The organism is Robertmurraya sp. FSL W8-0741, assembly GCF_038004005.1.
In the GTDB taxonomy this organism is placed as follows: Bacteria; Bacillota; Bacilli; order Bacillales; family Cytobacillaceae; genus Robertmurraya; species Robertmurraya siralis.
This window is the reverse complement of record NZ_JBBOQG010000001.1, coordinates 2,288,176-2,313,050: the sequence shown is the minus strand read 5'-3', so window position 1 is coordinate 2,313,050 and position 24,875 is coordinate 2,288,176. Positions and strand designations below refer to the sequence as shown.

At 37.7% G+C, this 24,875-nt stretch carries 25 protein-coding genes; 6 read left to right on the top strand and 19 right to left on the bottom strand.

Features of this window, described 5'->3' with window-relative positions; translation table 11 throughout:
* Nucleotides 1-32: 32 nt before the first annotated feature.
* The 5 genes from NST02_RS11210 to NST02_RS11190 form a co-directional block, all read right to left on the bottom strand.
* Nucleotides 33-911 carry a metal ABC transporter permease gene (locus tag NST02_RS11210; RefSeq protein ID WP_095306464.1) on the bottom strand — a complete coding sequence of 293 codons (879 nt, stop codon included), beginning with the start codon at nt 909-911 and terminating at the stop codon, nt 33-35.
* Nucleotides 908-1,840, bottom strand: a complete 933-nt coding sequence (locus tag NST02_RS11205; RefSeq protein ID WP_095306465.1) for a metal ABC transporter permease — start codon at nt 1,838-1,840, stop codon at nt 908-910. Before NST02_RS11205 ends, NST02_RS11210 begins: the two co-directional genes overlap by 4 nt.
* 10 nt (nt 1,841-1,850) lie before the next feature.
* A complete protein-coding gene (locus NST02_RS11200; protein WP_095306466.1) occupies nt 1,851-2,600 on the bottom strand; it encodes a metal ABC transporter ATP-binding protein in 750 nt (249 codons plus the stop codon).
* A gap of 11 nt (nt 2,601-2,611) precedes the next feature.
* Nucleotides 2,612-3,538, bottom strand: a complete 927-nt coding sequence (locus tag NST02_RS11195; RefSeq protein ID WP_340949017.1) for a metal ABC transporter solute-binding protein, Zn/Mn family — start codon at nt 3,536-3,538, stop codon at nt 2,612-2,614.
* A gap of 695 nt (nt 3,539-4,233) precedes the next feature.
* Nucleotides 4,234-5,205 carry an HD-GYP domain-containing protein gene (locus NST02_RS11190; protein WP_095306468.1) on the bottom strand — a complete coding sequence of 324 codons (972 nt, stop codon included), beginning with the start codon at nt 5,203-5,205 and terminating at the stop codon, nt 4,234-4,236.
* 315 nt (nt 5,206-5,520) lie between these two features.
* Here NST02_RS11190 and cspD point away from each other — a divergent pair, with 315 nt between their 5' ends.
* The gene (gene cspD, locus NST02_RS11185) at nt 5,521-5,721 is read left to right on the top strand and encodes a cold-shock protein CspD (RefSeq protein WP_077213723.1); all 201 of its coding nucleotides are present in this window, start codon (nt 5,521-5,523) and stop codon (nt 5,719-5,721) included.
* A gap of 76 nt (nt 5,722-5,797) precedes the next feature.
* Here cspD and NST02_RS11180 read toward each other — a convergent pair whose 3' ends face one another.
* Entirely contained in the window at nt 5,798-5,974 is a 177-nt protein-coding gene (locus NST02_RS11180; protein WP_095306469.1) for a zinc-finger domain-containing protein, read from the bottom strand.
* Between the two features lie 46 nt (nt 5,975-6,020).
* Nucleotides 6,021-6,680: a reverse transcriptase-like protein gene (locus NST02_RS11175; protein ID WP_340949013.1), complete on the bottom strand. Its 660-nt coding sequence runs from the start codon at nt 6,678-6,680 to the stop codon at nt 6,021-6,023.
* A 239-nt stretch (nt 6,681-6,919) separates the two neighbouring features.
* Between NST02_RS11175 and NST02_RS11170 the strand changes: the two genes are divergently transcribed.
* The 3 genes from NST02_RS11170 to NST02_RS11160 all read left to right on the top strand — a co-directional run bounded on the left by NST02_RS11170 (nt 6,920) and on the right by NST02_RS11160 (nt 9,306).
* Nucleotides 6,920-7,597, top strand: coding sequence for a queuosine precursor transporter (locus tag NST02_RS11170; protein WP_340949012.1), 678 nt, complete (start codon nt 6,920-6,922; stop codon nt 7,595-7,597).
* Between the two features lie 373 nt (nt 7,598-7,970).
* Nucleotides 7,971-8,369, top strand: a complete 399-nt coding sequence (locus NST02_RS11165) for a reverse transcriptase-like protein (RefSeq protein ID WP_095306472.1) — start codon at nt 7,971-7,973, stop codon at nt 8,367-8,369.
* Nucleotide 8,370: 1 nt separating this feature from the next.
* On the top strand, nt 8,371-9,306 hold the full coding sequence (locus tag NST02_RS11160) for a DMT family transporter (RefSeq protein WP_340949009.1): 936 nt from the start codon (nt 8,371-8,373) through the stop codon (nt 9,304-9,306).
* Between the two features lie 153 nt (nt 9,307-9,459).
* On the opposite strand, the gene NST02_RS11155 is transcribed toward NST02_RS11160, so the two are convergent.
* Complete coding sequence (locus tag NST02_RS11155; protein ID WP_235879428.1) at nt 9,460-9,741, bottom strand: DUF6123 family protein; 282 nt, start codon at nt 9,739-9,741, stop codon at nt 9,460-9,462.
* Between the two features lie 35 nt (nt 9,742-9,776).
* Nucleotides 9,777-10,268 carry a divergent PAP2 family protein gene (locus NST02_RS11150; RefSeq protein WP_095306474.1) on the bottom strand — a complete coding sequence of 164 codons (492 nt, stop codon included), beginning with the start codon at nt 10,266-10,268 and terminating at the stop codon, nt 9,777-9,779.
* A gap of 101 nt (nt 10,269-10,369) precedes the next feature.
* Between NST02_RS11150 and sspL the strand changes: the two genes are divergently transcribed.
* On the top strand, nt 10,370-10,510 hold the full coding sequence (sspL, locus tag NST02_RS11145; RefSeq protein ID WP_095306475.1) for a small, acid-soluble spore protein L: 141 nt from the start codon (nt 10,370-10,372) through the stop codon (nt 10,508-10,510).
* 433 nt (nt 10,511-10,943) lie between these two features.
* On the opposite strand, the gene NST02_RS11140 is transcribed toward sspL, so the two are convergent.
* From NST02_RS11140 to NST02_RS11100, 9 genes are all read right to left on the bottom strand, one after another.
* A complete protein-coding gene (locus NST02_RS11140; RefSeq protein ID WP_137743149.1) occupies nt 10,944-11,873 on the bottom strand; it encodes an NAD(P)/FAD-dependent oxidoreductase in 930 nt (309 codons plus the stop codon).
* A 47-nt stretch (nt 11,874-11,920) separates the two neighbouring features.
* Nucleotides 11,921-13,120: a GTP-binding protein gene (locus NST02_RS11135; RefSeq protein WP_340949005.1), complete on the bottom strand. Its 1,200-nt coding sequence runs from the start codon at nt 13,118-13,120 to the stop codon at nt 11,921-11,923.
* A 386-nt stretch (nt 13,121-13,506) separates the two neighbouring features.
* Nucleotides 13,507-14,376: a 5'-3' exonuclease gene (locus tag NST02_RS11130; RefSeq protein ID WP_095306588.1), complete on the bottom strand. Its 870-nt coding sequence runs from the start codon at nt 14,374-14,376 to the stop codon at nt 13,507-13,509.
* Between the two features lie 120 nt (nt 14,377-14,496).
* Nucleotides 14,497-15,705, bottom strand: coding sequence for an MFS transporter (locus NST02_RS11125; protein ID WP_137743151.1), 1,209 nt, complete (start codon nt 15,703-15,705; stop codon nt 14,497-14,499).
* 154 nt (nt 15,706-15,859) lie between these two features.
* Complete coding sequence (locus NST02_RS11120) at nt 15,860-16,687, bottom strand: sulfurtransferase (protein WP_095306479.1); 828 nt, start codon at nt 16,685-16,687, stop codon at nt 15,860-15,862.
* Nucleotides 16,684-16,869 carry a hypothetical protein gene (locus tag NST02_RS11115; protein ID WP_211344089.1) on the bottom strand — a complete coding sequence of 62 codons (186 nt, stop codon included), beginning with the start codon at nt 16,867-16,869 and terminating at the stop codon, nt 16,684-16,686. Before NST02_RS11115 ends, NST02_RS11120 begins: the two co-directional genes overlap by 4 nt.
* Nucleotides 16,870-16,987: 118 nt before the next feature.
* Nucleotides 16,988-20,647 (bottom strand): dynamin family protein, encoded by a 3,660-nt coding sequence (locus tag NST02_RS11110; RefSeq protein ID WP_340949002.1) that lies wholly within the window; start codon nt 20,645-20,647, stop codon nt 16,988-16,990.
* A 539-nt stretch (nt 20,648-21,186) separates the two neighbouring features.
* On the bottom strand, nt 21,187-21,747 hold the full coding sequence (locus tag NST02_RS11105) for an isoprenylcysteine carboxylmethyltransferase family protein (RefSeq protein WP_170943509.1): 561 nt from the start codon (nt 21,745-21,747) through the stop codon (nt 21,187-21,189).
* The gene (locus tag NST02_RS11100; protein ID WP_095306484.1) at nt 21,744-22,832 is read right to left on the bottom strand and encodes a type III polyketide synthase; all 1,089 of its coding nucleotides are present in this window, start codon (nt 22,830-22,832) and stop codon (nt 21,744-21,746) included. The genes NST02_RS11105 and NST02_RS11100 overlap by 4 nt, the downstream gene beginning before the upstream one ends.
* A 661-nt stretch (nt 22,833-23,493) precedes the next feature.
* Here NST02_RS11100 and NST02_RS11095 point away from each other — a divergent pair.
* The gene (locus tag NST02_RS11095; protein ID WP_095306485.1) at nt 23,494-23,949 is read left to right on the top strand and encodes a chemotaxis protein CheX; all 456 of its coding nucleotides are present in this window, start codon (nt 23,494-23,496) and stop codon (nt 23,947-23,949) included.
* A 126-nt stretch (nt 23,950-24,075) separates the two neighbouring features.
* On the opposite strand, the gene NST02_RS11090 is transcribed toward NST02_RS11095, so the two are convergent.
* Entirely contained in the window at nt 24,076-24,849 is a 774-nt protein-coding gene (locus tag NST02_RS11090; protein ID WP_340948999.1) for an SDR family NAD(P)-dependent oxidoreductase, read from the bottom strand.
* Between the last annotated feature and the right edge of the window lie 26 nt (nt 24,850-24,875).

The following is a 24,875-nucleotide window of genomic DNA, read 5'->3' as shown; positions in this document are numbered from 1 at the left end:
AGAAAAAAGCCTCACATCTAAATGTGGGGCCTCTATGTTAGCTTTAATTTCCTTTGTGACCATCTTTTTGACAATACTCCTTTATGGGGAGCAAAGAAGAAGAAGATGGCAAAAATTACTCCATTCACGGTTGCCATAGATCCTGAAATAGATACGTCAAGCCAGCTTGCCAAATAATAGCCGATAATCGCAGCCGCAACACCGAGTAGAGCACTCATGATGAGCATGATGTTTAATTTATCGGTAAGCAAATAAGCTGAAGCCCCGGGAGCAATAAGCATTGCTACCACGAGTATAGCACCGACGCTATCGAAAGATGCTACTGTTGTCATTGAAACCATTCCCATTAAAATATAATGAATGAGCAGAACAGGAACACCAATTGCAGCTGCCATTTGCGGATCAAAGGAAGTAATTTTTAATTCCTTATAAAATAGGATAATGATAAGTAGATTTATAATTAGCACAGTCGTTAACATTAAAAACGCCTTTGGTAATTCTGGCAAAAACCCCCACTTTACAAGATCCCACGGTACAAAGGTGATTTCCCCCATCAATGCATGGTCAACGTCTAAATGGACATGATCCGCATATAAACTTAACAATATAACACCTACTGCAAACAGAAATGTAAACACAACTCCAATCGATGCATCTTCTTGTATCCCTGAACTGTGTAAAAGTTGTACAAATACAGCTGTTAGCACACCAATTGCAGCTGCACCAATCAACATATAAAATCCATTCAGGCTTTGACTGATAAGAAAAGCTAAGACCATCCCTAATAAAACTGTATGACTGATCGCATCTGCCAGCATGGCTAACCTGCGTAAAATTAAGAAGCAACCTGTAATTCCACAACAAATGCCTGCAAGTGATCCAACAATTAAAATCCAAGCTTCATAGCTCATTGATAGCTCTTCCCTTCTTTTCTAAGCACCAACTCATGCTGAAGACGTTTATTCAAACGAAGTCTCTTTACCCACTTTGTGAGAAGCCCTCTCTCAGGTGCAAACAACAAAGAAATAAAAAATATAAACGTTGCTGTAACAACAATAAACGGACCTGTTGCCAACCCCGTGCCAAAAGTACTGAATATGGTTCCGAATACTCCTGAAATCGCACCAAAAACTCCTGAAAGTACTATCATCCGGGCTAAAGAATCAGTCCAATACCGAGCAGAGATCGCTGGTGTGATCAACATAGCAGCCATTAAAATAACACCAACCGCTTGAATCCCAACAACAATTGCCGAAACAAGCAATGTTAAAAAAACAAAATTTAATAGCTTTGTAGGCAAGCCTAAACCTTTAGCAAATTCCGGATCAAAGGTCAGCACCTTTAATTCTTTGAAAAGTAACCATGTAATAACGGTGAGGAGCGCAGCCGCCCCTGCCATAAGTTTTACATCACTGCCAACAAGAGCTGCTGCTTGCCCAAAGATAAAATCATTTAAACCGCTTTTATTGCCTACGCTTGATTGCGAAACCTTCGTTAAAAGGACAATTCCTAGCCCAAAGAAAACGGATAATACTAGTCCTATCGCTGTATCTTCCTTTATAATCGAATACGATGAAATCGCTTGAATACAAAAAGTAGCCAACAGTCCTGAAATCGCAGCCCCAATTAATAACGGAAATAATGACTTCTCACCCAAAAGAAGAAAAGTAACGCAAATTCCAGGAAGCGAAGCATGTGCGACAGCATCTCCGATTAGGCTTTGTTTTCTTAATAAGGCAATGCTTCCAAGGACACCGCTTGAGATTCCTAAAAGAATAGTCCCGAGAAGAACCCATTGCGTATTGGCATCTGCTAGACTGATTTTAATCACGTCATCCATCTTCGCCACCTCATTTCTGACCTACTAAAATATCACCTTTTTCTAAAAAGGCTAATGTTCCACCATAAGTTTGATGCAAATTTTTTAAAGTAAAAGTATCTTCTGTTGGCCCTTCGGCTATAACACTTATATTGAGCAAAATAACATGGTCAAAATAATCCTTAACCGTTTGTAAATCATGGTGGACTACAAGAACTGTTTTCCCTTGTTGTTTCAGTTCATTTAATAACTCTATAATCGCCCTTTCTGTAGCGGCATCAACACCGACAAATGGTTCATCCATAAAATAAATCTTTGCGTCTTGTGCTAATGCCCTAGCGAGAAAAACCCTTTGCTGCTGTCCACCTGATAGTTGGCTAATCTGCCGAGTTGCATACTCTTGCATACCAACTTTTTCCAAACAATTCAATGCCAATTCTTTATCCTTTTTTCCCGGTCTTTTAAACCAGCCAATATGTCCATATCGCCCCATCAAAACGACATCAAGAGCATTAGTCGGAAAATCCCAATCGACCGAACCTCTCTGTGGAACATAGCCAACAACTCGCTCTTTGGCACGATACAGTTTATCGTAGACTCTAACTTCGCCTGTTGCCTTCGGGATCATCCCTAATACAGCCTTGATTAGCGTTGATTTGCCTGCACCATTTGGACCAATAATACCAATCAACTTTCCTTCCGGAACAGTAAAACTCACATTTTTCAGAACTGGTTTTTTTTGATAAGCAACTGTTAGATTTTGGACTTCAACTGGATTCATTTCCATCCCCCCTACTGTAATGAGTCTGTGATCGTTTTGACATTGTGTCGATACATCCCAATATATGTTCCTTCTTCCGTTCCTTCTTCACCCATGGCATCGGAGAATAGCTCTCCTCCAATCGTAACTTCGTGTCCTTTCTGCTTTGCTCCTTCGATTACAGCATTAATGGAACGCTCTGATATACTTGATTCAATAAATACTGCTTTAATGTTTCTTTCAACCAATAAATCTACTAATTCTTGCACATCACCTAGACCATATTCCGACTCGGTACTAAGACCTTGTAAGCCCATTACTTCCATGTTGTAAGCAGCCCCAAAATATCCAAATGCGTCATGAGCTGTAACCAACACTCTTTGCTCAGATGGGATTTTTGCCATTTTCTCTTCCGCATACTCTTTTAAACGATCCAATTCTGAAAAATAGTCGTCTGCGTTCTTGGAGTAATATTCTTCGTTGTCCGGATCGATTTCAATTAAACCATCCCTTACTTTTTCAAGAGCTTGCTGCCATAAGGAGATGTCAAACCATATATGAGGATCGACCGCACTGCTATCCTCAGTATCTTCAAGTAAACTTCCTTCAGAAATCACTTCTCCAATAGCGTAAGTCGGTTTCTTATCATTAATTTTCTTTAAAACGTCAAGAACTTTACCTTCTAAATGCAGTCCATTGTAAAAAATAATATCTGCCTTCTCGAGCTTTTCTATATCACCTTGAGTAGCTTTATATAAATGAGGATCAGTTCCCGGTCCCATAAGGCTGATAACTTCTACTTTGTCTCCGCCTATATTTTTTACCCCGTCAGCAATCTGCCCGATCGTTGTTGTCACCATTATTTTCCCATCAGATTTTTCCACACCAGTGCTTTCATTTGAGCAAGCTCCAAGTAAAACAAGTGAAAAAAACAATAACAGCCTCATTATCTTTTGCATTTCCTCTACCATCCCTTCTTAATTTAAAGCAGTCTGTCCTTACCCACTTTTATTAACCTCCCTCATTTTTTTAAACCCAGGACATGTTTTTTAGGTCAGGTTATAAAAGTTTCCTATACGCAACATTTTAAGCGTAATAAAAAAATTGTCAACCCAAAACAAGTAATTTTTTATTTTGTTTATATGTAGTAGAGTAAAAATGAGCTTCCTAAAAAAGATTCACGGACTAAATTCGCCCTCTTAAGCGACTTATTGAGAACTTCCTTCTTTAGAAAACATTTGTTCGCTTAATGGACTCAGCATTTGTTTGCAGAATTTCTAGACCTGTTCTCCCCTGTTCTGGCGGAGTAAAAAGCAAATGGTTTCCGCCAGTTTAATTTATATTGGCGCTATTAATCGGCTTTCGGAAATTGAACTCCCGCAAGTCCTCATCTTTGAATTGGAGGCTTATTTGAAAATGAGTTTCTTTCTTTAATAAAATTTCTCGTCATCATTTTTCTGTCACCTCTCCAAAACTCTTCATGAATATTCTAAACAAAAAAACTTGAGGCAAATTTGATTAGATCGAGTTTGTCTTAAGTCTGAAGAGGTTGTCTAAAAAGCCTTAAAAAACAAAAAAGGGCCCAAAAGTCTGCTTTCATTGACTTTTGAACACCTTTATAAGCTTGAGATTTTAATGTTGACGTTGAAAAAATTTACTTATCCTCTAATATTCTTTCGATTATTAATTGATGATTATATTTTAAATCGACAAGTTGATGTTCTGTTTGGACAAGGCAACGGATCGGATCATAAGGATTAATAAGGACAATTGTTCCGATGCTGCCATCTGAAAGCAGCACCTTTTTACCAACAAGACTGTCCATCATCTTGTTTAAAAAAGTTAATACAATCATCGGATCTAATTTTCCAAACGTATCCTTTTCCATTTGCTTAATAATCCCATAGAACGGGAGGGCTTCATGATATACCTTCGGAGATGACATTGCATGAAACACATCGGCAATCGCAACTATTTTTGCAAAATAGCTGATTTGCGGGCCTTTAAGTCCAATCGGATAGCCATTACCATCTTCACGTTCATGATGCTGTAACGCTATTAACGCCACATTATCACTAATCCCGTTCGTGTTTTTCAGAAGATTATAGCCATAAACAGTATGATTACACATGATTTCATATTCTGCTCGTGTTAGCTTTCCAGCTTTATTTAAAATATTCGCCGGGACTAAAGCCTTTCCAATGTCATGTAAAATAGCGCCAAGGATTAACTCCTCTAGGTCGTCATCTTTTAATTTCAACCACCTGCCGATTAATGTTGCGATAATGCCTACACCAATTGGATGTCTGTATGTATATTGCTCCTTTTCAGTTAATTCATAAAAAAGGTGATAAATATGGGGAATTTCAGCAGCTTGTTTAATGATAGGGATAATTTTTTCCTCTATCGCCCCCAAAGGAATGTCCCCGCCTCCTCTTACGTGTTTAAAAAAAGTCTCCATTTCTTTTGATGCAGAAGCAATGCTCTCGGTTATTTCAGTTAACATGGCTGAGGTTTTTTTTATTTGCTTCGTCTCCTGTTGATATTCTGTATTCCATATCAACATTTCTTTTTCGGAAGTTGTCATAGGTGTTTTTTGCCTAGAAAAAGGTTGATCTTTCTTCATCCCTTCACCTACTTTTCCAGTTATTCACAATAAAAAAACTCTATGAAAATCTATGAAAATCATAACAAAAAGTGGAAATATATGAAAGAAGAATCAGGGTAAATTTCAAAAAAATCCTTTTGTCTGAATTTTTAGTCTACATCTTATAAAAAGGCTTTCATTGCTTGACGACTGGGATTCAATCATGTATATTATAGACATCATTAAACAGTATTTATTTCCGCCTTTGGTAACGATTGGCTTATTATAAATCGTTTAATGGTAATATTACTTGGCACTTTTTGTGTCTTTAAAGGCTTAGGAGGAATTTTTTTTATGCAAAATGGTAAAGTAAAATGGTTCAACAATGAAAAAGGCTTTGGATTCATTGAAGTTGAAGGCGGAGATGATGTATTCGTACACTTCACAGCTATTCAAGGTGAAGGCTTTAAATCTCTAGAGGAAGGTCAGGAAGTTTCTTTCGAAATCGTTGAAGGAAACCGTGGACCACAAGCTTCTAACGTAGTTAAGCTCTAATCCAATAAATTATAAGCATAAAGGCTGGTGAAATTTCACCAGCCTTTCGTTATGATTCTGCAACTGCCGCTGCCATTTATTCTAACTGCTTTCCAACCGTTTTTATTTTTTCTCCGACTGTACACTGGGTAATGCAAAATCGGTGTGCATACGTTCTGCCTATTTCTTTTTTATGATATTTATGTAAAAAACAGTCCTTGCAATAACTGCTCAGAAGTTCTTCAACTTCTATTAAAACGTCTTTTCGCTTCAAGCTATCAGCTCCTCTAATTAGATTTTGAATACTTTGAAGCCTAGTTTTACTCGTTAAGCTCCATTGTACTATGAATTAATTTCCCTTCCAATGCTTGTGTTGCAAGTTTATCAGCTTCTTTATTTTCATTTCTAGGGAGCAATTCGTATTTCGCTTTAAGTCCAAGACGTTCAAGCTTCTCCTCAATGCGATCGAGCCATTTGTTTAAATTTTCTTCATAGCAAGGCCATTCTCCCTCTAATTGCTTTATAACTCCTTGAGAATCACCTTTAATCTTACAAGGTAAATGATGAACACCTAAATCCTCAAGTAAATCTAAAGCGAAAAACAAAGCAGCATATTCAGATTCATTATTCGTTTCCATCTGTTCAATCAGTTGATTAGCACGCAATCGATATTTTTTCTTCCCCTTTTTATAATAAATAATCGCTCCAATACCGACCTCATATGTATTTTTATTAAAACCGCCATCAAAATATAACGTGAGATCGTGTGGTTCCTCTTCAATTTCTGCTGTCAGTTTCCGCATTTCTTTCATGGACCAAGAATGGTTCATTTCATCGAGAAACAAAAACTGTAAAACCTTACCCGTTTTTTCTAAGTCCTCTCCAATACGAATGGCGGTTTCTGCATCTAACCACTCTGAGGAAAACTCAACCGGTTTATTTCCTTTTATCTTATATATCATTTCAATTTTATATTTCATCTAATCAAACCCTTCTAACCACTCAAAATTGGCTTTGTTATATTTTTTGCTCATTTTCTCAAGCACCTTTCAGTATAACTGAATGGCGGGTTGTTTCATCCGAAATGTGGCAAAAATCGCTTTAGGAACAAAACATTGTTTTCAGCTTGCTCAAAAATCGTTATAATAGGCAAGGACAATTGAATAATCCTATGCGGTTCGTGAACTCCCGCATTATCAAAACTACAGGAGGAAGTTTGATGTTTAATGAATGGTTTGGTCTTATTTTTGTTCTTATCAATTTTGTTTTTGTGTTAGCTTTTTACCGTCTCTTCGGAAAAACAGGTTTATTTGTTTGGATAGGTTTCTCCACCGTGCTTGCCAATCTTCAAGTTGTCAAGACAATTGAAATTTTTGGTTTAACCGCAACTCTTGGTAATACAATGTACGGAACGGCCTTTCTTGTTACCGATATTTTAAACGAAAAATACGGTAAGACCGAGGCCAAAAAAGCGGTATGGCTAGGATTTTTCACGTTACTTACGATGACTGTTATTATGCAAATGGTATTATTATTTCAGCCTCATGAAATTGACTTTGCCCATGAGTCTTTAGCAACGATATTCGGAATCTTACCCCGAATTGCATTAGGAAGTCTCTGTGCTTATTTGATTAGCCAATTTGCAGATGTCTATATCTTTTCCTATTTAAGAAAGAAATTTCCACGAGATCAGCAATTTTGGATTCGCAATAACGGAAGCACAATGATTAGTCAGCTTTTAGATACTGCTGTTTTTACGAGTATCGCTTTCCTAGGAGTATATCCAATTAATGAATGGTGGAACATTTTCCTGACTACTTATTTGTTGAAATTCCTTATCGCCATAATAGATACCCCATTTGGGTACTTGGCAAAACGTTTTCCCAAAAAAGCGTAAAATGTTTTTTACTTTTAACAACCAGCAGGTGCTACTGCATCTCAGTGTGTCAAAAAAAGCATCTGAGGAACTCTCTCGGTGTTTTTTCATTTCTGGGGTAGAAAATATGGACTATGAATACGGGTTAGCTACCCAATCACAGTCTAATACATAGTATCACAAATTCAGATCTAGTTAAAAAACTGAAAGCCTTAGTCCTGCCTGATATACCTGTCAATCAGTGAATCTGATCAATTTATTTAAAAATAAATGAACATAAAAGCAGCTTGATTACCGTTTGAGCTACTGTTACACCTTTTAGATGTTTTTTTCTCAATAAACAATGTATAATAATTCATTGTGAGGTATTATTTAACTTCAAGGAGGTTTCAAGTTGATTGAAGTTTACATAGATGGGGCAAGTGCCGGCAATCCTGGTCCAAGCGGAGCAGGGATTTTTATCAAAGGGGATGGAAAAACGGACCATTATTCCATCCCCTTAGGAAATATGAGCAATCATGAGGCAGAGTTTCAAGCGCTTATCAAGGCGCTCTACATATGCATAGAAAATGGCTATCATATCGTTTCCTTCCGCACTGATTCACAGTTAGTAAGTCGGGCAATCGAGAAGGAGTTCGTGAAGAATAAAACGTTTGTACCATATTGTGAAGAAGCGCTTCAGTTAATCAAGAAACTGGATTTGTTTTTTATTAAATGGATCCCCCATTCAGAAAATAAAAAAGCTGATCAGTTGGCACGGGAAGCGATTCGGAAAAATACAGAAAAGAGGTAGAATGTTGACTAAGAAAACGATTTTTGCTGATATTTCTTTATTATTGGTTGCACTTGTTTGGGGTGCGACCTTTGTCATTGTTCAAAATGCAATAAATGTCCTTCCACCAATCGCTTTCAATGGAATTCGCTTCTTTGTTGCCGCTTGCTTATTAGCGTTTTGGCTTCTTCTCTTTGAAAGAAAACAACTTGTTGTGGTGGATACAAAACTATTATTATCAGGAATTTTCATGGGTGCCTGGCTTTTTTTAGGATATGCAACACAAACGATTGGCCTTTTATACACAAGCTCTTCCAAGGCTGGTTTTATTACTGGCCTTAGCGTTGTTCTTGTGCCGCTGTTCTCCTTTTTTTTATTGAAGCTATATCCCAGCAAAAACGCGATTCTCGGTGTTTCAGTGGCAATAGTTGGGCTTTATTTACTAACCATGACTGATGTTTCCGCCTTAAATAGAGGGGATGCACTTGTATTGATTTGCGCCATTGGCTTTGCTTTACATATTGTTTTTACAGGGAAGTACTGTAGCAAGTATCCGGCACTGCTACTTACAATTATCCAAATTTCGACTGTAGCCATTCTTTCCATCATCTATTCTTTATTCTTTGAAGATTGGCACTTGGTGTTTCAACCTGCGGTTATCCTTAGTCAAGAAGTTCTAATTGCACTGCTGATTACTTCGGTATTTGCAACAGCTCTTGCTTTTTTAGCACAAACAAACTTCCAAAAGTTCACAACCCCAACGAGAGTTGCCCTTATTTTTGCCATGGAACCTGTCTTCGCCGCAATCACTGGTTATATTTGGGCGAATAATCGATTATCATTGAGTGCCATCGTTGGTTGTTTCCTTATTTTGACTGGAATGATATTCGCCGAACTGCCTTCTGCCAAACTTTCCTTAAAGGAAAGAAGAAATAAGGCGAAAACACCTTCGATATAAACAATTAGCTTTATTTTTTACGATTTCACCCTAAGTCTTCCATTAGCACCTGCTAAACTAGATGAAACGTTTGAAGACAATTTGCCTCTTCCTTCCGTTTCATCTAGACCGAGTAATCATACAAAATTCAAGACACGCCCACGAGAGCGTGCCTTAGACTAATATATTTTGTTCTTTAATAAACTTTATTGCTTCGTTTCTCGATGTAATTTGATTTGACATTAATAGCTCCAATAATGATATATAGAAGCTGCCATCAAATGATTTTTGAGCCTTTAATGTTAACTCTAGCGCTGTTCGAGCAAGTTCATCAGACGCATTGGTATACTGCTTCCCGAAATAAATAAAGCCGATTGCATCTTCACCAAATTGAAAACCTTTACTACTCAACAACTGTAAATAATCTTCTAAGCCCACAACCACTTTCCTCTCCACTTTAAACTCTCTTTTTCTGACGAGAATGATTTCATCTAAAATTTTATCTTAATATTCGACAATTTTCTATTCTTTTTTGTCACTAAATGTCCAATCACGCCTGTAAAAATACCTAACAACGCACCCCCTATTACCTCTTCAGGTTGATGCCCTAGCATTTCTTTTAATCTTTTCGGAGTCTTTTGTTCAAATTTAACCGTCTCATCATGATGGACCTTTTCCATCAGCTCGCCTAAATCATTTACCTTCAGCGTCAGCTCACCAGTTTGACGTCTAATCCCTTGAGCATCGTACATCACAATCAAACCATAAACAAGGGAGAGGGCAAAATCAATTGTCGGGAAACCCCTTTGCAAAGCAATATACGTTGTCAAAGAGGATACTCCTGCAGAATGCGAACTTGGCATTCCACCAGTTTGAAAAAAGAGCTCAGGACGCCATTCTTTCTCCTTCACATAATGTATGGGGATTTTTAAACCTTGAGCAAGCCCAATACTTAATAAGGCCACATATACACCTTTATTCATCATCTCACCTCTAAGTCTAGTGTGATGATGAAGAAGTGAAACTATTCACTGTATGAGCTTAAACAGTGCTGCAAATACTAAAAATTGAGGGAGGTGTTCGCATGGCAAAGCATGATCAAAGAAATCGTGGAAAAAAAGCAGGTGGCCTCACCCCTCAAGGGTACGGACAGGATGCTGAGTTGACAGAAAACCCAAAAAGCGAGCTCGAAAATCGAGCCAAAAAAAGCAATACAAAGATATAAATACGAAAAGAAAATATCTTCGGAAAAGTTAAATTTCAATTGTTCCTGCAATTTGTTGGCTTTGGCTTACTTGAGATAAAAGGTTTATACAAAACGATAGTACCTTTAATTGCTTTAACAACATAAAAAGTGCACCTCTCCCTTATTAGTGAGGTGCACTCCAATCTTGTTCAGCAAGATTCCCTAAAAAATTATCTTACCATATATTATCTAAAATACTAACAGACCAACCAAAAAATGCGTTGCACACCGTTCTTGCTAGTGTATTTATTCGATGTCAGTAACATCAAACCAGCTCATACGTTCACATCTTACTTTGACAACTCGATCTATTTCAGCTTGCGCTTCATCGACGATTTTTTTTTAAACTTTAATGATTCAAAGTAAGGGTGCTCAAAAAACCGTATGAACTACAAAATTGTAAAGCAAAAAGCTATATTCTATTTATTTTTTCTATATTCCCCCATGTTTCTTCAAGCAATTCGCTGTTTATTCGGATCGCCGTTATTGCACCAGAAGCCGCTGCTGCAATAACTTGATACATTTCTGAGGCAGCATCACCTGCACTATAAACGCCAGGCACGTTTGTTTTCCCAAATGAATCAACAACAATACTTCCTGCTTCGTTCATTTCACAACCTAAAGATTGTGGTAATTTTGATCCTATCGTAAGTTTTGGTGTAAAAAAGACGCCTGTACACGGAATAAGAGTACCATCAGCTAGTTTAATTTGTTGTACAAAGCCATCTTTCGATTCTATTTTCTTAATCGGTGCACTATATATCTTTATACCACGCAGCTCGATTTCCCCACGTTGCTCATCCGTCCACTCGTCCGGACCATTTGTACATATCGTTAAGCTGTTTGTCCAACCTAGTAAAGTTTTAACTCCGTGGAAACCGCGATCACCTTTCGCAATTAGAACTAGAGATTGTTCCCTTAACTCCCAACCATCACAATATGGACAAACAAATGCACTTCTTCCATATGCTTCAGAAAGTCCGTCAATATCTAAAGGTAAATCTTTCATTCCTACGGCAAAGAGTATTTTTTTCGTTTTGTAAACAGCTCCTTCTTCAGTTGATATTAAAAATTCTCCATCCCTTCCTGTAATCTCTGTTGCAATATCTTCCACAAACTGAATTGATGGATAATTCCTTAACTGGTCTCTTGCAATGTTTCTAAATTCGTTCGGTGCAATGCCATCTCTAGTTAAAAAGCCATGACTTTCTTTCGTTACTCGATTCCTCGGCCTTCCCTCATCAATGATAACAACCTTTCTTCTTGCCCTTCCCAAGACAAGCGCAGCGTTCAGTCCTGCTGGTCCCCCACCAATTATTCCTACATCAAAATTACTATTCATTATACAAACGCCCTCCAAGTCCTTAATTATTAGATTTGTTTATCTAACTACGCCGTTTCAATAACCCATTCAAATGGATCTTTTAACTGATTCCAATCATCAGCAAATTCACTATCTGTCAATAAGCACTTGTCTAGCTCTGCTTCTATCTCTTCTCTATCCAATTCAGTCCCGATTAAGACCATTTTGATCATTCTATCACCATATACCGGATCCCACTCATCTAACATTTTCGGATTTTGCCTAAGAATCTCCTGCTGCTCCAGCTTTGGCATAGAAGCAACCCAATACGAAACTGGTTCTACACTTACAGAAGGGCCGGCCTGAGACATTAATAAAGCAATTGAATTTCTGGTAGCACACCAAACGATTCCTTTTGCTCTCACAATATTTTCTGGCATGTTATGAAGCCAATTGTTAAAACGTTCTGAATGAAAAGGCAATCTCCTTATGTATACAAACGAGCCGATCCCATACTCTTCTGTTTCAGGTGTATGTTGCTGATGGCCTAATGTAAGTTCCTTGATCCATCCCGCTGAAGCACTTGCTTTATTAAAGTCAAATCTTCTCGTATTTAAAATCTCTCTCGGGTCAACTTGCCCCTTAATACTATGAATCATTTTCGCATCCGGCTGAAGCGTTCTCAGTACCCCTTCTAATTTCTCCAATTCTTCTTTACTTACCAAATCTGTTTTATTAATAATTAACACATCACAAAACTCTACTTGATCAATTAGAAGATCGGCGATTTCCCGATCATCCCCGTCCCCAAGTGCCTCTTTTCGATCTAATAAACGATCGCCGGATCGAAAATCCTTCCAAAAACGATTGGCATCAACTACAGTCACCATTGTATCTAATTGGCAAAAACGAGTAAGATCAATCCCGAGTTCTTCATCTATGTAAGAAAAAGTTTGCGCAACTGGAATGGGTTCACTAATACCCGTTGACTCAATGACAATATAGTCAACATTACCAGCCTTAGCTAATTTCTCAACTTCTATTAATAAGTCTTCTCGCAATGTGCAGCAAATACATCCATTTGACATTTCTACAAGTTTTTCTTCTGTTCGAGACAGCTCTCCTCCTTGTTTTACCAGTTCAGCATCAATGTTTACTTCACTCATATCGTTTACGATCACTGCCACCTTTAAACCGTCGCGATTTTGTAGAATATGGTTTAATAAAGTTGTTTTTCCTGCCCCTAAATAGCCGCTTAAAACGGTTACAGGTATTTTTCTATTCATACTACGCCTCCTTTAATAAATGCTTCTATTATAAATCGTAATCATTACGATTTATGATCAATAATACTGGACTTCTCTATATTTGTAAACTTATTCGTATTATTTTTTAAGACCTGGATTAATTTTTTGGTACATCTTCTACCTTCAGTATAACTGAAAAACTTATGAAACCAATGTTTCACACGAAATGTGTCAAAAATCATGTGATCGACCATATTGGTTCACAAAACCATATAATACTGATTCATAGTAGGTATAAAAACGACATTCTTTAGCTTACACGGACAGATCTATAGCATAGGATTTCTCATAAAAAAAGGAAGTGAAGAAAACAAATCAGTCATCTTCACTTCCTTTTTGCTTCTAAACGTTTCCCGTCTTCTGTATTAGCTTGCAGATTCTTCCTCAAAATCAAGAAATCTTGTTAATCCTTTGAACCCAACTTCAGTAAATTTATCGAGAACCTTCTCGCGATTAATCGTTAATAAGGCCTCTTCTATCGAATATTGAATCGGAACTTGACAATGAATTTCTGCTAGTTTTCTACTCAAGTGAAGCATTTCCAAGTCTTTTTCAATTTTTGTTCTATGTCCTTTTGTAAGCTGCTCTAAATTTGTGACTACACCGTCAACATGTTCAAATTGTTGGATCAGCTTAAGTGCAGTCTTTTCACCAATGCCTTTAACACCAGGGTAATTATCACTTGGATCCCCCATTAATGCTTTCACATCAATCATTTGGTGAGGTAGAATTCCTTTTTCTGCAAAAAACGTATCCTCCGTATAAACTGAATAATTTCCATATCCCTTTTGTAACAGTATAACTTGGATTCTTTCATCTAGAAGCTGGAGTATATCACGATCACCCGTTAAAATTTGGACATTGAGCGGCTCGTCCACATTTTTGGCAATAGTGCCCATGCAATCGTCTGCTTCATAGCCCTCTAAACCAATATTCGGGATATCAAAGGCTTCTACAATCTCCTTGACAAGCTCAAATTGGGGAATCAGTTCAATCGGAGCATCCCCACGATTCGCCTTATAGTCTTGGAACATTTCCGTACGAAAAGTTTTGCTGCCCATATCCCAGCAAACAGCCACATGACTAGGACGAAAAGAAGAAACAGCCGTTAGCATATGCTTAACAAAACCTTGTACACCATTCGTCGGGATACCTTGAGAGTTATACATAAATTGTCCTGTAACCGCTGTTGCATAAAATGCACGAAACAGCAGTGCCATTCCATCAACAAGCATGAGTGATCGATTATTCGTTTCCACTTTTACGTCCCTCCATTAAACATTTAGGCTCTTTTCTTTAGGTGAGCTATTCGCCTGCAAGAAAAGAGCCTTAACATAAAACCTATTATAACATGATTAACTTCCCATTACTTTGATTTGTTGATTATTTCTTTGTACCCTTTTTTGCCAAATGATAGCTGTAATAAACGTTAATATTAATAAAACCAAACCTAGCATAAACGGATAAGTGATCTTCACATCATATAATAACCCTGCCAATGTTGGACCCATAACATTTCCAATACTCATATAGGCATTGTTCATTCCCATTGCAAAACCTTGTTCTTTACCAGCCATTTTCGATATTAATGTATTTAAGACAGGGCGTAAAATGGAAGTAGCTAAAAAGATAATCAGCGTAATTCCAAAGAATAAAGAATAGCTTGTTGCTAATAAAGAAAACAGAAATCCACCAGTGGCCACTCCGATAAAGATAACGAGTACAGCCCCTTCTCCAAATCGATTAACAATTTTATCAACCACAAAAAGTTGAACAATAACACTGATGATTCCTGTTGATGTGATCATGATGGCAATATCTCGAGGCGTGGCTCCATATTGATTATCGACAAATAAACCTAGAACAGATTCATATGCCATTAAGCCAAAACTCATTACCAGTGTAATCACGAGTGGAACAAAATACGGCATTTTAACAGAGCGAGCCATTTTACGAATCATTGACTCCTCATCAGCGCCAAGATGGTTCTCTTCCTCTTCTGTTTTCACTTGACTTTCCTTAAGTACAACAACGGAAAACAGCACAGCCACAACGGAAACAAGTGCGGAAATTAAAAATGGCATTTTTAAACCAAAATCTGCTAAAAAGCCACCAACCCCAGGACCAATGACTATTCCTAGTGACATAGCAGCAGATACAAGACTGTTTCCTTTAGCCCGCTGGGCCATTGTCGTAATATCAGCGACATAAGCAAAGATTGCAGGAACAAGCAATGCCGCACCGATTCCACCAATAACACGAGATAAATAGAGCAGATAAATTGAATCAAATAAATAGAAAATAAACATCGATGTTGTAAGACCCACTAAGCCATAAATGATCATTTTCCGTCGACCATATTGATCCGCCCATTTTCCAGCAATCGGCGAAAAAACAAGCTGTGCTCCTGCAAAGATAGCAATCATTAAGCCTGCTGCCATTCCACCTTGATTTATCGATTCTAAATAAGCTGGTAAAATAGGAATGATAATTCCAAAGCTTCCTATTGCGATAAACATATTTATCATTAAAATCAGCAATTTTTTCCTTTGATCATTCGTCAACACGAACCCCCCCTTTTTCGCACTTCACATATGCATCAAAAAAACCCCCCATCCAACATCTTGTAGGATAGAAGGCTTTTACATCCATATGTAGCAAGTCAATGCTAATATATTACAACGTTATGCAAAAATTATCAAGCCTAAAAACTTAATATTATTCACTTGTGACAATTTTATTTTCTGGATAAGAAATCCAATCACTAAAGCTTCCTGCATAAAGCTTAACATTTGTAAAACCAGCTTCTTTTAAAGCGATATAATTGGGGGTGGCAGTAATTCCTGAACCGCAGTATACAATGATTGGTTCATCCTTCTTGAACTCTGCAAAACGAGCCTCTTGCTCTGCTTTAGCTTTAAAACGCCCGTCTGTAAACCCTTCTGTCCACACTTTATTAATAGCCGTCGGAATATGACCGGCCTTTTTATCAATGGGCTCCACCACTCCTAAATAACGATTAGTATCCCGAGAATCGATAAGGGAGTTATTTTCTGCAATAGCTCTTCGCACATCTGCCATGTCCGCCACCATATCATTGTTCAAGTATACATCGTAGCCTGTTTGAGGGTATGCTGAGCTTTCATTGCTAACAGGAAAATTACTAGCAGACCATTCAGTAAATCCTCCATCCAAAATATAGCATTCTTGATGACCGACATATTTTAACAACCACCAAAGCCGTCCTGCAAATGAGCCCTCACCACCATCATACGCAACAACAATCGTCTTATTCGAAATCCCTGCTCCTTGCAAGGTATTTTTGAAATCTTCAATATTAGGTAATGGATGTCTCCCACCATGCTCAGCAACTGGTCCTGATAATTGTTTTTCTAAATGGAAGTAGACAGCACCTGGAAGATGATTCTCTTGGTACTGTGCCAAGCCAGCATTCGGATTCCCTAATTGAAAACGACAATCTACAATACGAATATTACGGTCCTCAAGCTTTTCCAAAAGTGTTTCCTTACTGATAAAAGCTTTCATGAACAAGTCCCCTCTCTTTTTTTCATTAACTTTCGAACCCTTTCTTTTGGTGACCAGCAGTTAAACTGATAATGAGGCTTTGTTTCATACCCTAATCGACTACAGTAATACTTCATTCCTTGTTCTTCTCTAGTTGCTCGAAAATGAATGCAGCTCGCACAAGCATGGAATGGATTTTCCATCATCTGTCACCTACAGTTCTTTTTCTCTAGTCATCAAATCGATTCGTTTATGTTAATGTTATAAACGATCCTCTTGATAGAAATATATTCACTGTGATAATAATATAAAGAAACAAAGCTACTCAATTTGAGATAACTCTTCCTCTATTTTTATTAATGTTTCTATCGGAATATCATTACTTAATGCAGCCAACATCCCCTGATAATATTCCCTCGCCTCTTCAAGCATTAATTGCAGAAGTTGAGTAAATTTGTCTTTCAATACTTTTTCATAATGCGACCCTATTCGGGTTTTCTCTTCCTGCAAATAGACGTCGACAGGCTCCTGAAGGGTTTCCTGCAATGACTCTTCCAGCAATCGCTTCTCATTTTTTTCAAAAAACGACTTCGGGTTTTTAAAATAGGCGAGCGTTTTTTTAAACATATTGCGCTCAAGCCCAGTTAATACATTGTTAAAATCCAAGCTTTCTATTTGTTCAAGCTGCGGCTGACTGAATGATAATTGCTCATTACGTTTAAGCAATTCCTTCGTTATTTGATGATGCGATTCTTTCATTAGTTTTCCGATGAAGATTTCCATTCTTAGTGTCGTTGCTCTTAATTCTTGAGAAAAATCGAAGCCAAAATTTGTAAGGAAATCATCGAGAGCATGTTCGAGCATTTTCTTTAAATTGCGACCATCATCCTTTAAAAGCGATGGGTTAAAGGATCCTGTGAAAAAGTCATGAAACCGGAAGAACACTCTTTGTTTCAAATAATAAACTAGCTCTTCCAGCTCCTGAGCGAACCTTGTTAATAAGTACTTAGGATTTTGATTCATAATTTTATTTTCTACCTCTACCAGCTCAGCGTTAAGAAGCTTTATCTTTGCCTGTTTTAACTCTCTTTTCTCTTTTGCCGAATCAATAAAACGACGTAATTGCTCTAAAGCCCTTTTCCATTCAATCATTGCCGCATTAATCGACACTTGCGTCAATTCATTCGTTATAAAAGAATAGAAGTTTTTCTCAAAGAGGGTTAGTCCTGACTGTGAAGATGGCCGGTGCCCAAGCTTTTCTTCGATAGCCTGGAGGCTTGATACTGGATATAAGCTTGGATTTCTAATACCGAAACGAACAAGCTCATCTTGAACATAAGCTAATACCTCTTCCTTTTCTTTATCATTGTTGGCCAAATCAACAGCATTAACAATAAAAAACATTTTATCCAATTCGAAAGAGTCTTTGACACGGCCTAATTGAATAAGAAATTCTCGATCCGCTTTTGAAAAAGCATGATTATAATAAGTTACAAACAGAATAGCATCCGAATTTTTTATATATTCAAAAGCTACTCCAGTATGGCGGGCATTAATAGAATCAGCTCCAGGAGTATCAACTAAAGTGATTCCTTTACGAGTAATTTCACAGTCATAATGAACGTCGATTTGTTCCACTAAACAGGATTTTTCCTCGTTTGCCACAAATTCTTGAAAACTTATGATGTCCGTCTGCAGCACATTACCTAACTGATTTCGGTAATGATTAAATCCTTTGAAAAAAGCCTTTAAAAAAGAAAAATGCGTTTTTTCAAAGACCTCTAACTGGCCTTTTCTTTTAAGAATCTCATTAATTTGTATGAGCGCCTCATCAAAATCCTGTGCCTGAACATTAAAGACAGCTAGTGAACGATTGATATCTTCAAATAAAACTTGTTCTTGTTTAAATTGTACCTTAACTAGGCCATGCGGATGTGCTTCATCAACCGGCATAATTTTATTGATCGCTGCTGTAGTTGGATTCGGAGATACTGGCAGGAGCTTTTCTCCAATCAAACTGTTCGCAAACGATGATTTCCCTGCGCTAAAAGCACCAAACAAAGCAACTGTGAAGCCTTTTTCCTCTAATCTCTCTGCCTTCTCCTTTAATAGCATGGAGATTTTCTTAAAGCCTGGGATCTCTTCAAGTTTTTGTGAGGAAAGAAGCAACCTCTTGACAGCCGTCTCCATTTTTACCGTCTTTTCAATCTGAGTCTGCTGATGTTGAGGCTGCTCTAATACTATCTCTTTCCCTTTTTTTACTTCCGTTATTACGTGATCAACATCCTGCCTTTCTACAATCAACTCTGCAAGTTGCTCTTCTTTCACTAACTGCAAAATAATTTCTTCATTAATAGGCTGTTCGTCATGACCTAATAAGATTTGTTCCACTTCCGCGGCTTTAGCCATTTTAGCTGTTAATAATGTCTCTTTTTGTTGCCAAACGTTAAGCAATTGAGAATATTTATGTAACTCTTGTTGCAAGTTATGTTTGTGTTCATTGAGATCGCTTTCGACTTTCTGTAAATAATTCTCTTTGATTGGTTTCATTCTTTGCCACGCAACCCTTTTAGCTAGCTCCGCCACCTCTGCTGTATAATTTAATACATATTCTCCAGATAAACGCGCCCCCTTTTTGAGGGTTTGCCTGAGCATTTCCTTTGGCAATTCTACAGAGAACTCTTGAATTTCATGCAAAAGATCCGTGTCCTGAATTTCTTCTTCCTTCATTTTTTTCACCAAAAAATCTTTGAGATGCCATGTGATTTGTGAATCAATCTTGTCTTGCAAATCAAGGAAAAATCGTTCAAGCCTTTCCTCTCTCTCAAGCTCAGTCTTTTGCTTGGAAAAAAACAAACCTACTTTGAAATCCGGATCTGTTGCTTGCAAAAAGTTCTCCGCCAAAGCTCTCGTTTCAAATGGCATTAAATAAGCATTACTTAAGATCGAATTAAGCCCAGCCTCAAACTCCTTTTCCTTTTCTTTGCCCATGGAGGAAATATTCTGTAATGCTGCCTCTAATCGTTCTACTTCAAGAGGAAGCCGAGCTTGCTCCTCTTCTGTAACTCCTCTTAGTTGCTCTTCATAATTTTCCAGCGTTTCTTGAGCTTTTTCCGTTTGAAACTGCCGATGCTCTGCACTCAAATTCGATAATGAACGATAGACAGAAGAAGATAAAAGCACATCTTTAGCTTCAAATTTTAACTGCATCAATTGCTGCAGTTCATTGAATTGATTATATCGATGCTGTTCATCCCGTAAAGATGTATAAAAAATTCGCTCCGGCTCGACACCCCAATCGGCAAAAGATTGTTCGACGCTTGCTCGAAAGCTTTCAAAACTAAGTTCTTCTTCTCTGTGCTTATCAATTTGATTAATGACTAAATATAATTCTTTTCCTGCTTCCGTTAATTCCTTCGTGAAAAGAAAATTTAATTCTGATTGAACATGGTTATAATCCATCACATAAAAAACAAGATCAGCTAAATGCAATGCTGACTCCGTCGCAACCCGATGAGCATCATCAGTTGAATCAATTCCCGGAGTATCCATTATACATACATCAGCTGGAAGAGCCTTCGTACAATGGCTGATTTCGATCGCTTGGATGGAATCTCCATCCTTACAGTAGGACTTTACCTTTTCATAATCATATGGTGCTGGGTAAAGATGAGGATTCTCCTCTTTAAAATATACCTTTGCATACTCTTCACCTGATTTAACCTTTACTAAATTGGCACTCGTGGGAATCGGGCTTGACGGGAGTAATTCTTCACCCATCAATCGATTAATCATGCTCGATTTCCCTGCAGAAAAGTGTCCGCAAAAAGCAATGGAATATTCTTGCTGATGAAGCTTGAACAACAGTTGTTTTGCTTTATTCGCCGATTCCTGATCATTATTTTGCAAGAAAAAGTGGTAAAATCTCGCCAATTTTTCTTTTAACGCCTTTATGTCATGCTGCGAAGCTGTCTCAATCATTTCACTAACCCCTTATTTATGTTCGTTTACTCATTCATTTTAACTGATTTTTCATATTATTTAAATCCGCTTTGTCTTTATTCATATTAAGCTTAAAAAAATTGATCAACAAGCGCATAATCTGCATCTTCGGAACAATTAAAGTTCTAGATGTTACTGCTTTTTGTCCATTGCCGTACAAAGGATAAAAAGATTGTTCTTGTAATAAAAGCATATCCAGTTGCTTAATATGGGTTGTTAACGATTTTTAACCTGTGGCTGCTTGCGCTAGCCGGCTCATTGAAAGTGGTTAGCTACGAACTCCAAAAATATTAAAAAAACCAGACCCGAGGGATCTGGCGCTAAATGATTATTTTGTTTCTATTGTTGGCTTGCAAACATGGTTTAAAACATACTTCATCACAAAGGAATAGACAGCAATGGTCGAAATAATAAAAATCGAAACCATATGTAACACGTCCTTTAATTTTAAATGAGAATAATTTTCATATTCAATGTACCATGATCAACCATGACTTTCAATAGCTGCTTCAAAATGTTCAAACTTTTTTCGAAAAAGAAGGAAGAAACCGATTGTGCTTCGTAAATTCCCGCCCATATTCTGTCAAGTTTTGAAGGGCTTGCTCTTCTGTTGGAATGCGAACAGATAAGATCCAAATATTTAATAATGTAAATACGACGGAAGTTATATACGCCTCATATAATAAAGGGATAATTATGAATTCCACAGCGACAATCACATAATTGGGGTGCTTTAAAAATCGGTAGGGCCCTTTTTTGACGAGCTTAACATCGGGAACGACTATAATCTTTGTATTCCAATATCGACCTAATGAATAAATGACCCAGCCTCTGCCGATTTGCGTTAGCAAAAACAACACTAAAATGAAGGGCCAGGATGGATGAATGCTTCTTTGTAAAACAACGACTTCTACTGTGAAACTTAAAATGAATAAAACATGGAGCATTACCAAATAGGGATAATGGGCTTGTCCTACCTCAATACCGCCCTGTTTCTTCATCCACTTTTCATTTCGTCTCGCAATTACAAGCTCGGTTAATCTTTGCATAATGAGTACAATCATCAATAGTTTCATCATTTAATCCACCTTAACAACAGCAGCTCCGAACTAAACCCTGGTCCCAGTGCTGTAGCCAATCCTACTTCACCCTCTCTCCCTTTTTCCATAAATCTTTTTAAAACATACAGAATCGTAACCGAAGACATATTACCAAATTCACGTAAAACATCAGCTGACAATTGTGTTTGAGCAGAAGAAATTGCTAAGGCGCACTCATAAGCATCCAACACTTTTTTTCCTCCTGGATGGGCAATAAAATGAGCAATATCCCCCATCTGCTGATTCACTTCATTCAAAAAATGGGTGACGGCTGGCCCTAATTCCTTTTCGATGATCGTTGGAATATCCTTCGAAAATACGACATACAAACCATCGTTTTTCACCTTCCATCCCATTACATCAACAGAGTTTCTTAAAGTCATCGACTGTGTTGAGATGATTGACGGAACCGCTAAAACATTTTGCCATTCACTTCTATTAACTTGATCGCCCACCATTAATGCACATGCTACACCATCGGCAAACAACGATGTACCAATGAGATTGCTTTTCGAACGATCATTCCTTTGAAAGGTCAAACTGCAAAATTCGATTGCAAGTATCAGCACTTTAGCTTGCGGAAACGCACGGCAATATTCAAACGCTCTCGATAATCCGGAGGCACCTCCCCCACAACCAAGACCCCAAATAGGAATGCGTTTCGTAAAGGAGGAAAAAGAAAGCCTATTCATAATTATTGCTTCAATACTAGGTGTTGCAATTCCTGTGCTGGAAATTGTGAAGATCGCATCTATTTCAGCAAAGGGAACCGATTTCTTTAAGAAAAATCCGTTCTGTAAACAATCTTCAATTGCAGTGGCTCCTAATTCAACTGCGTGATTTATGTAAGCATCATTTCTTTCCTCAAATGAGCGTTCCTTCTCAAACCAATCTAACCCTTTAACAAAGTGACGCTTCCTAATTTGCCCGCTTCGAAACACCTGTAATAATCTCTCAATATCTTTAAAGGAATGGGAAAAAAGTGTACGGGCGAAATTCATCACTTCCTCTTGTGTAATTACATATGGGGGATGCACTTCTGCAATAGAAAGGATTTGAGGCATCGGAAATCACTCCTTCAACGATATAAGGTTATTATTTCCAATTCACCATATCCTATGCATGCTTATTCTCTCTTTCATATAGAAGAATTGCCAACATTTAATATCGTTCTTTGAGTTTCATTGATAAACAGTTACCCTGCTGGGCTCCTTCGAAAAATTGTTCCTGTACGGATGAATCAATGTTATTTTCCTTCGTGCTTATCGCCGAACAAACCATAACAAATCGATTGTTGCGCTAACAATTTTCGGTGCAAGTTGCGATTGCTTGTAAATATGTAAGCACCAAGTTTATTAGGCTTTAGCTGCGTGTTGAAGGCTAGAAACTCATTACAAGAGTGCGTCTTAATAAATAGGCTTTGTAAAATTGAATTGTTGTTATAATGAGCCCAAAATCAACACCGACATATAACAAAGCCAATAAATAAAAAACTTCCCCCAATATAAAATTGAAGGAAGCGAATGTTTTGAAGGATTGTTGTGCACTTTTTATTATAAAACAAATAACCCGCACCATCACCACATAAACTTTTCCAATTATCTATTACTTTTTAATTAATTGACAAGTAGTCTAATAGACCTATATAAAATCAAGATTTTTTATCTTTAAGTAGGTCGAAATTGTGGTAATATAAATAGTAATTATATAGTGGGGGAATGATTAGTGACATTAACTAAAAGTGTAACGGACATCTTAAACGGGACGATCGAATCAGTTAAAGCGGTTCTACCGTTTGATGTGACTGTAGAAAAACCATCATTGTTTACACAGTCCTTTACTCAGCATTCAATTGGTGTTCTTATTGGAATGACAGGTGATGTTCGAGGACGTGTCATCATTGAAGGTGAAGAAAAGACATTCGGAAAAATTGGAGAGGGTATGTTTGGAATGTTTCTCGAAGGAGAAATGCTTGAATCGTTCGCAGGTGAACTAGGAAATATGCTTGCTGGCAATCTCTCCACAACGATCTCCCAAAGGGGTTTCGAAATGGACATTACTCCCCCAACAGTATTAATAGGGCAAACAAAGGTATATGGATTTGATCGAGCTTTTCGTCTCCCGATTCATATGAATAATATTGGGTCATTAGAGATTATTTTAGCCGTAGAAGTAGCTTAAGCTTCGTTTTCGGAAAAGGGGAATTTTTCCGAAACTTACCTTTGACATTTCAGAAGGCTGCTCATTTTCCAACTGGACAATTAGACAAGCAATTCTTGTCTAATTGTCATTTTAAAGTACTTCGTGTCAAAAACCTTTAATTGACATTCCTCCATCAACGAATATCGTTTGCCCCGTTACATAATTACCTGCTTCAGACGCTAAAAACACCGTTGGTCCTACGAGTTCCTGAAGCTCTCCGACCCGATTGAGTGGAGTTACCGATAAAATTTCATGTAAATATTCCGGATCTGCTAATAATTTTTCAGTCAATGGCGTTTTAAAGTACCATGGACCAATTGAGTTAACACAAATATTGTACTGTCCCCACTCCATAGCTAGAACTTTCGTCATTTGTATCATCGCTGCCTTTGTAGCCGCATAAACAACTCCTGTTCTGAGCGCGACAGTACCCGCTACCGATGAAATGGAAATAATTTTTCCATCAGTATTCGTTTCTTTCATTATTTTCCCTACCTCTTGCGACATCATAAAAGTAGATTTTAAATTCGTATCCATAATCTTTTGCCACTCTTCGTCTGTCACATCCAATGCCTTAGAACGAATATTCATTCCTGCATTATTGATCAGAACGTTTACCTTCCCCCATTTGCCGACAATATGATTAAGGCTTTCTTTGATGTCTTCCCGCTTCGTCACATCCGTGGGCACAATAAGGGCTTCCCGCCCTAAATCTTTTATGTACTTAGCTGTTTCCTCTAAATCTTCCTTTGTTCTAGACAATAAGGCAATATCCGCTCCAGCTTCTGCTAATCCAATCGCAAGTGCCCTTCCGATTCCTCTTCCTGCCCCAGTTACTATCGCCTTTTGCCCATCTAAGCGAAATGAAGGCAAATACACTATTATCACCCTTCTCTAAAAATTCT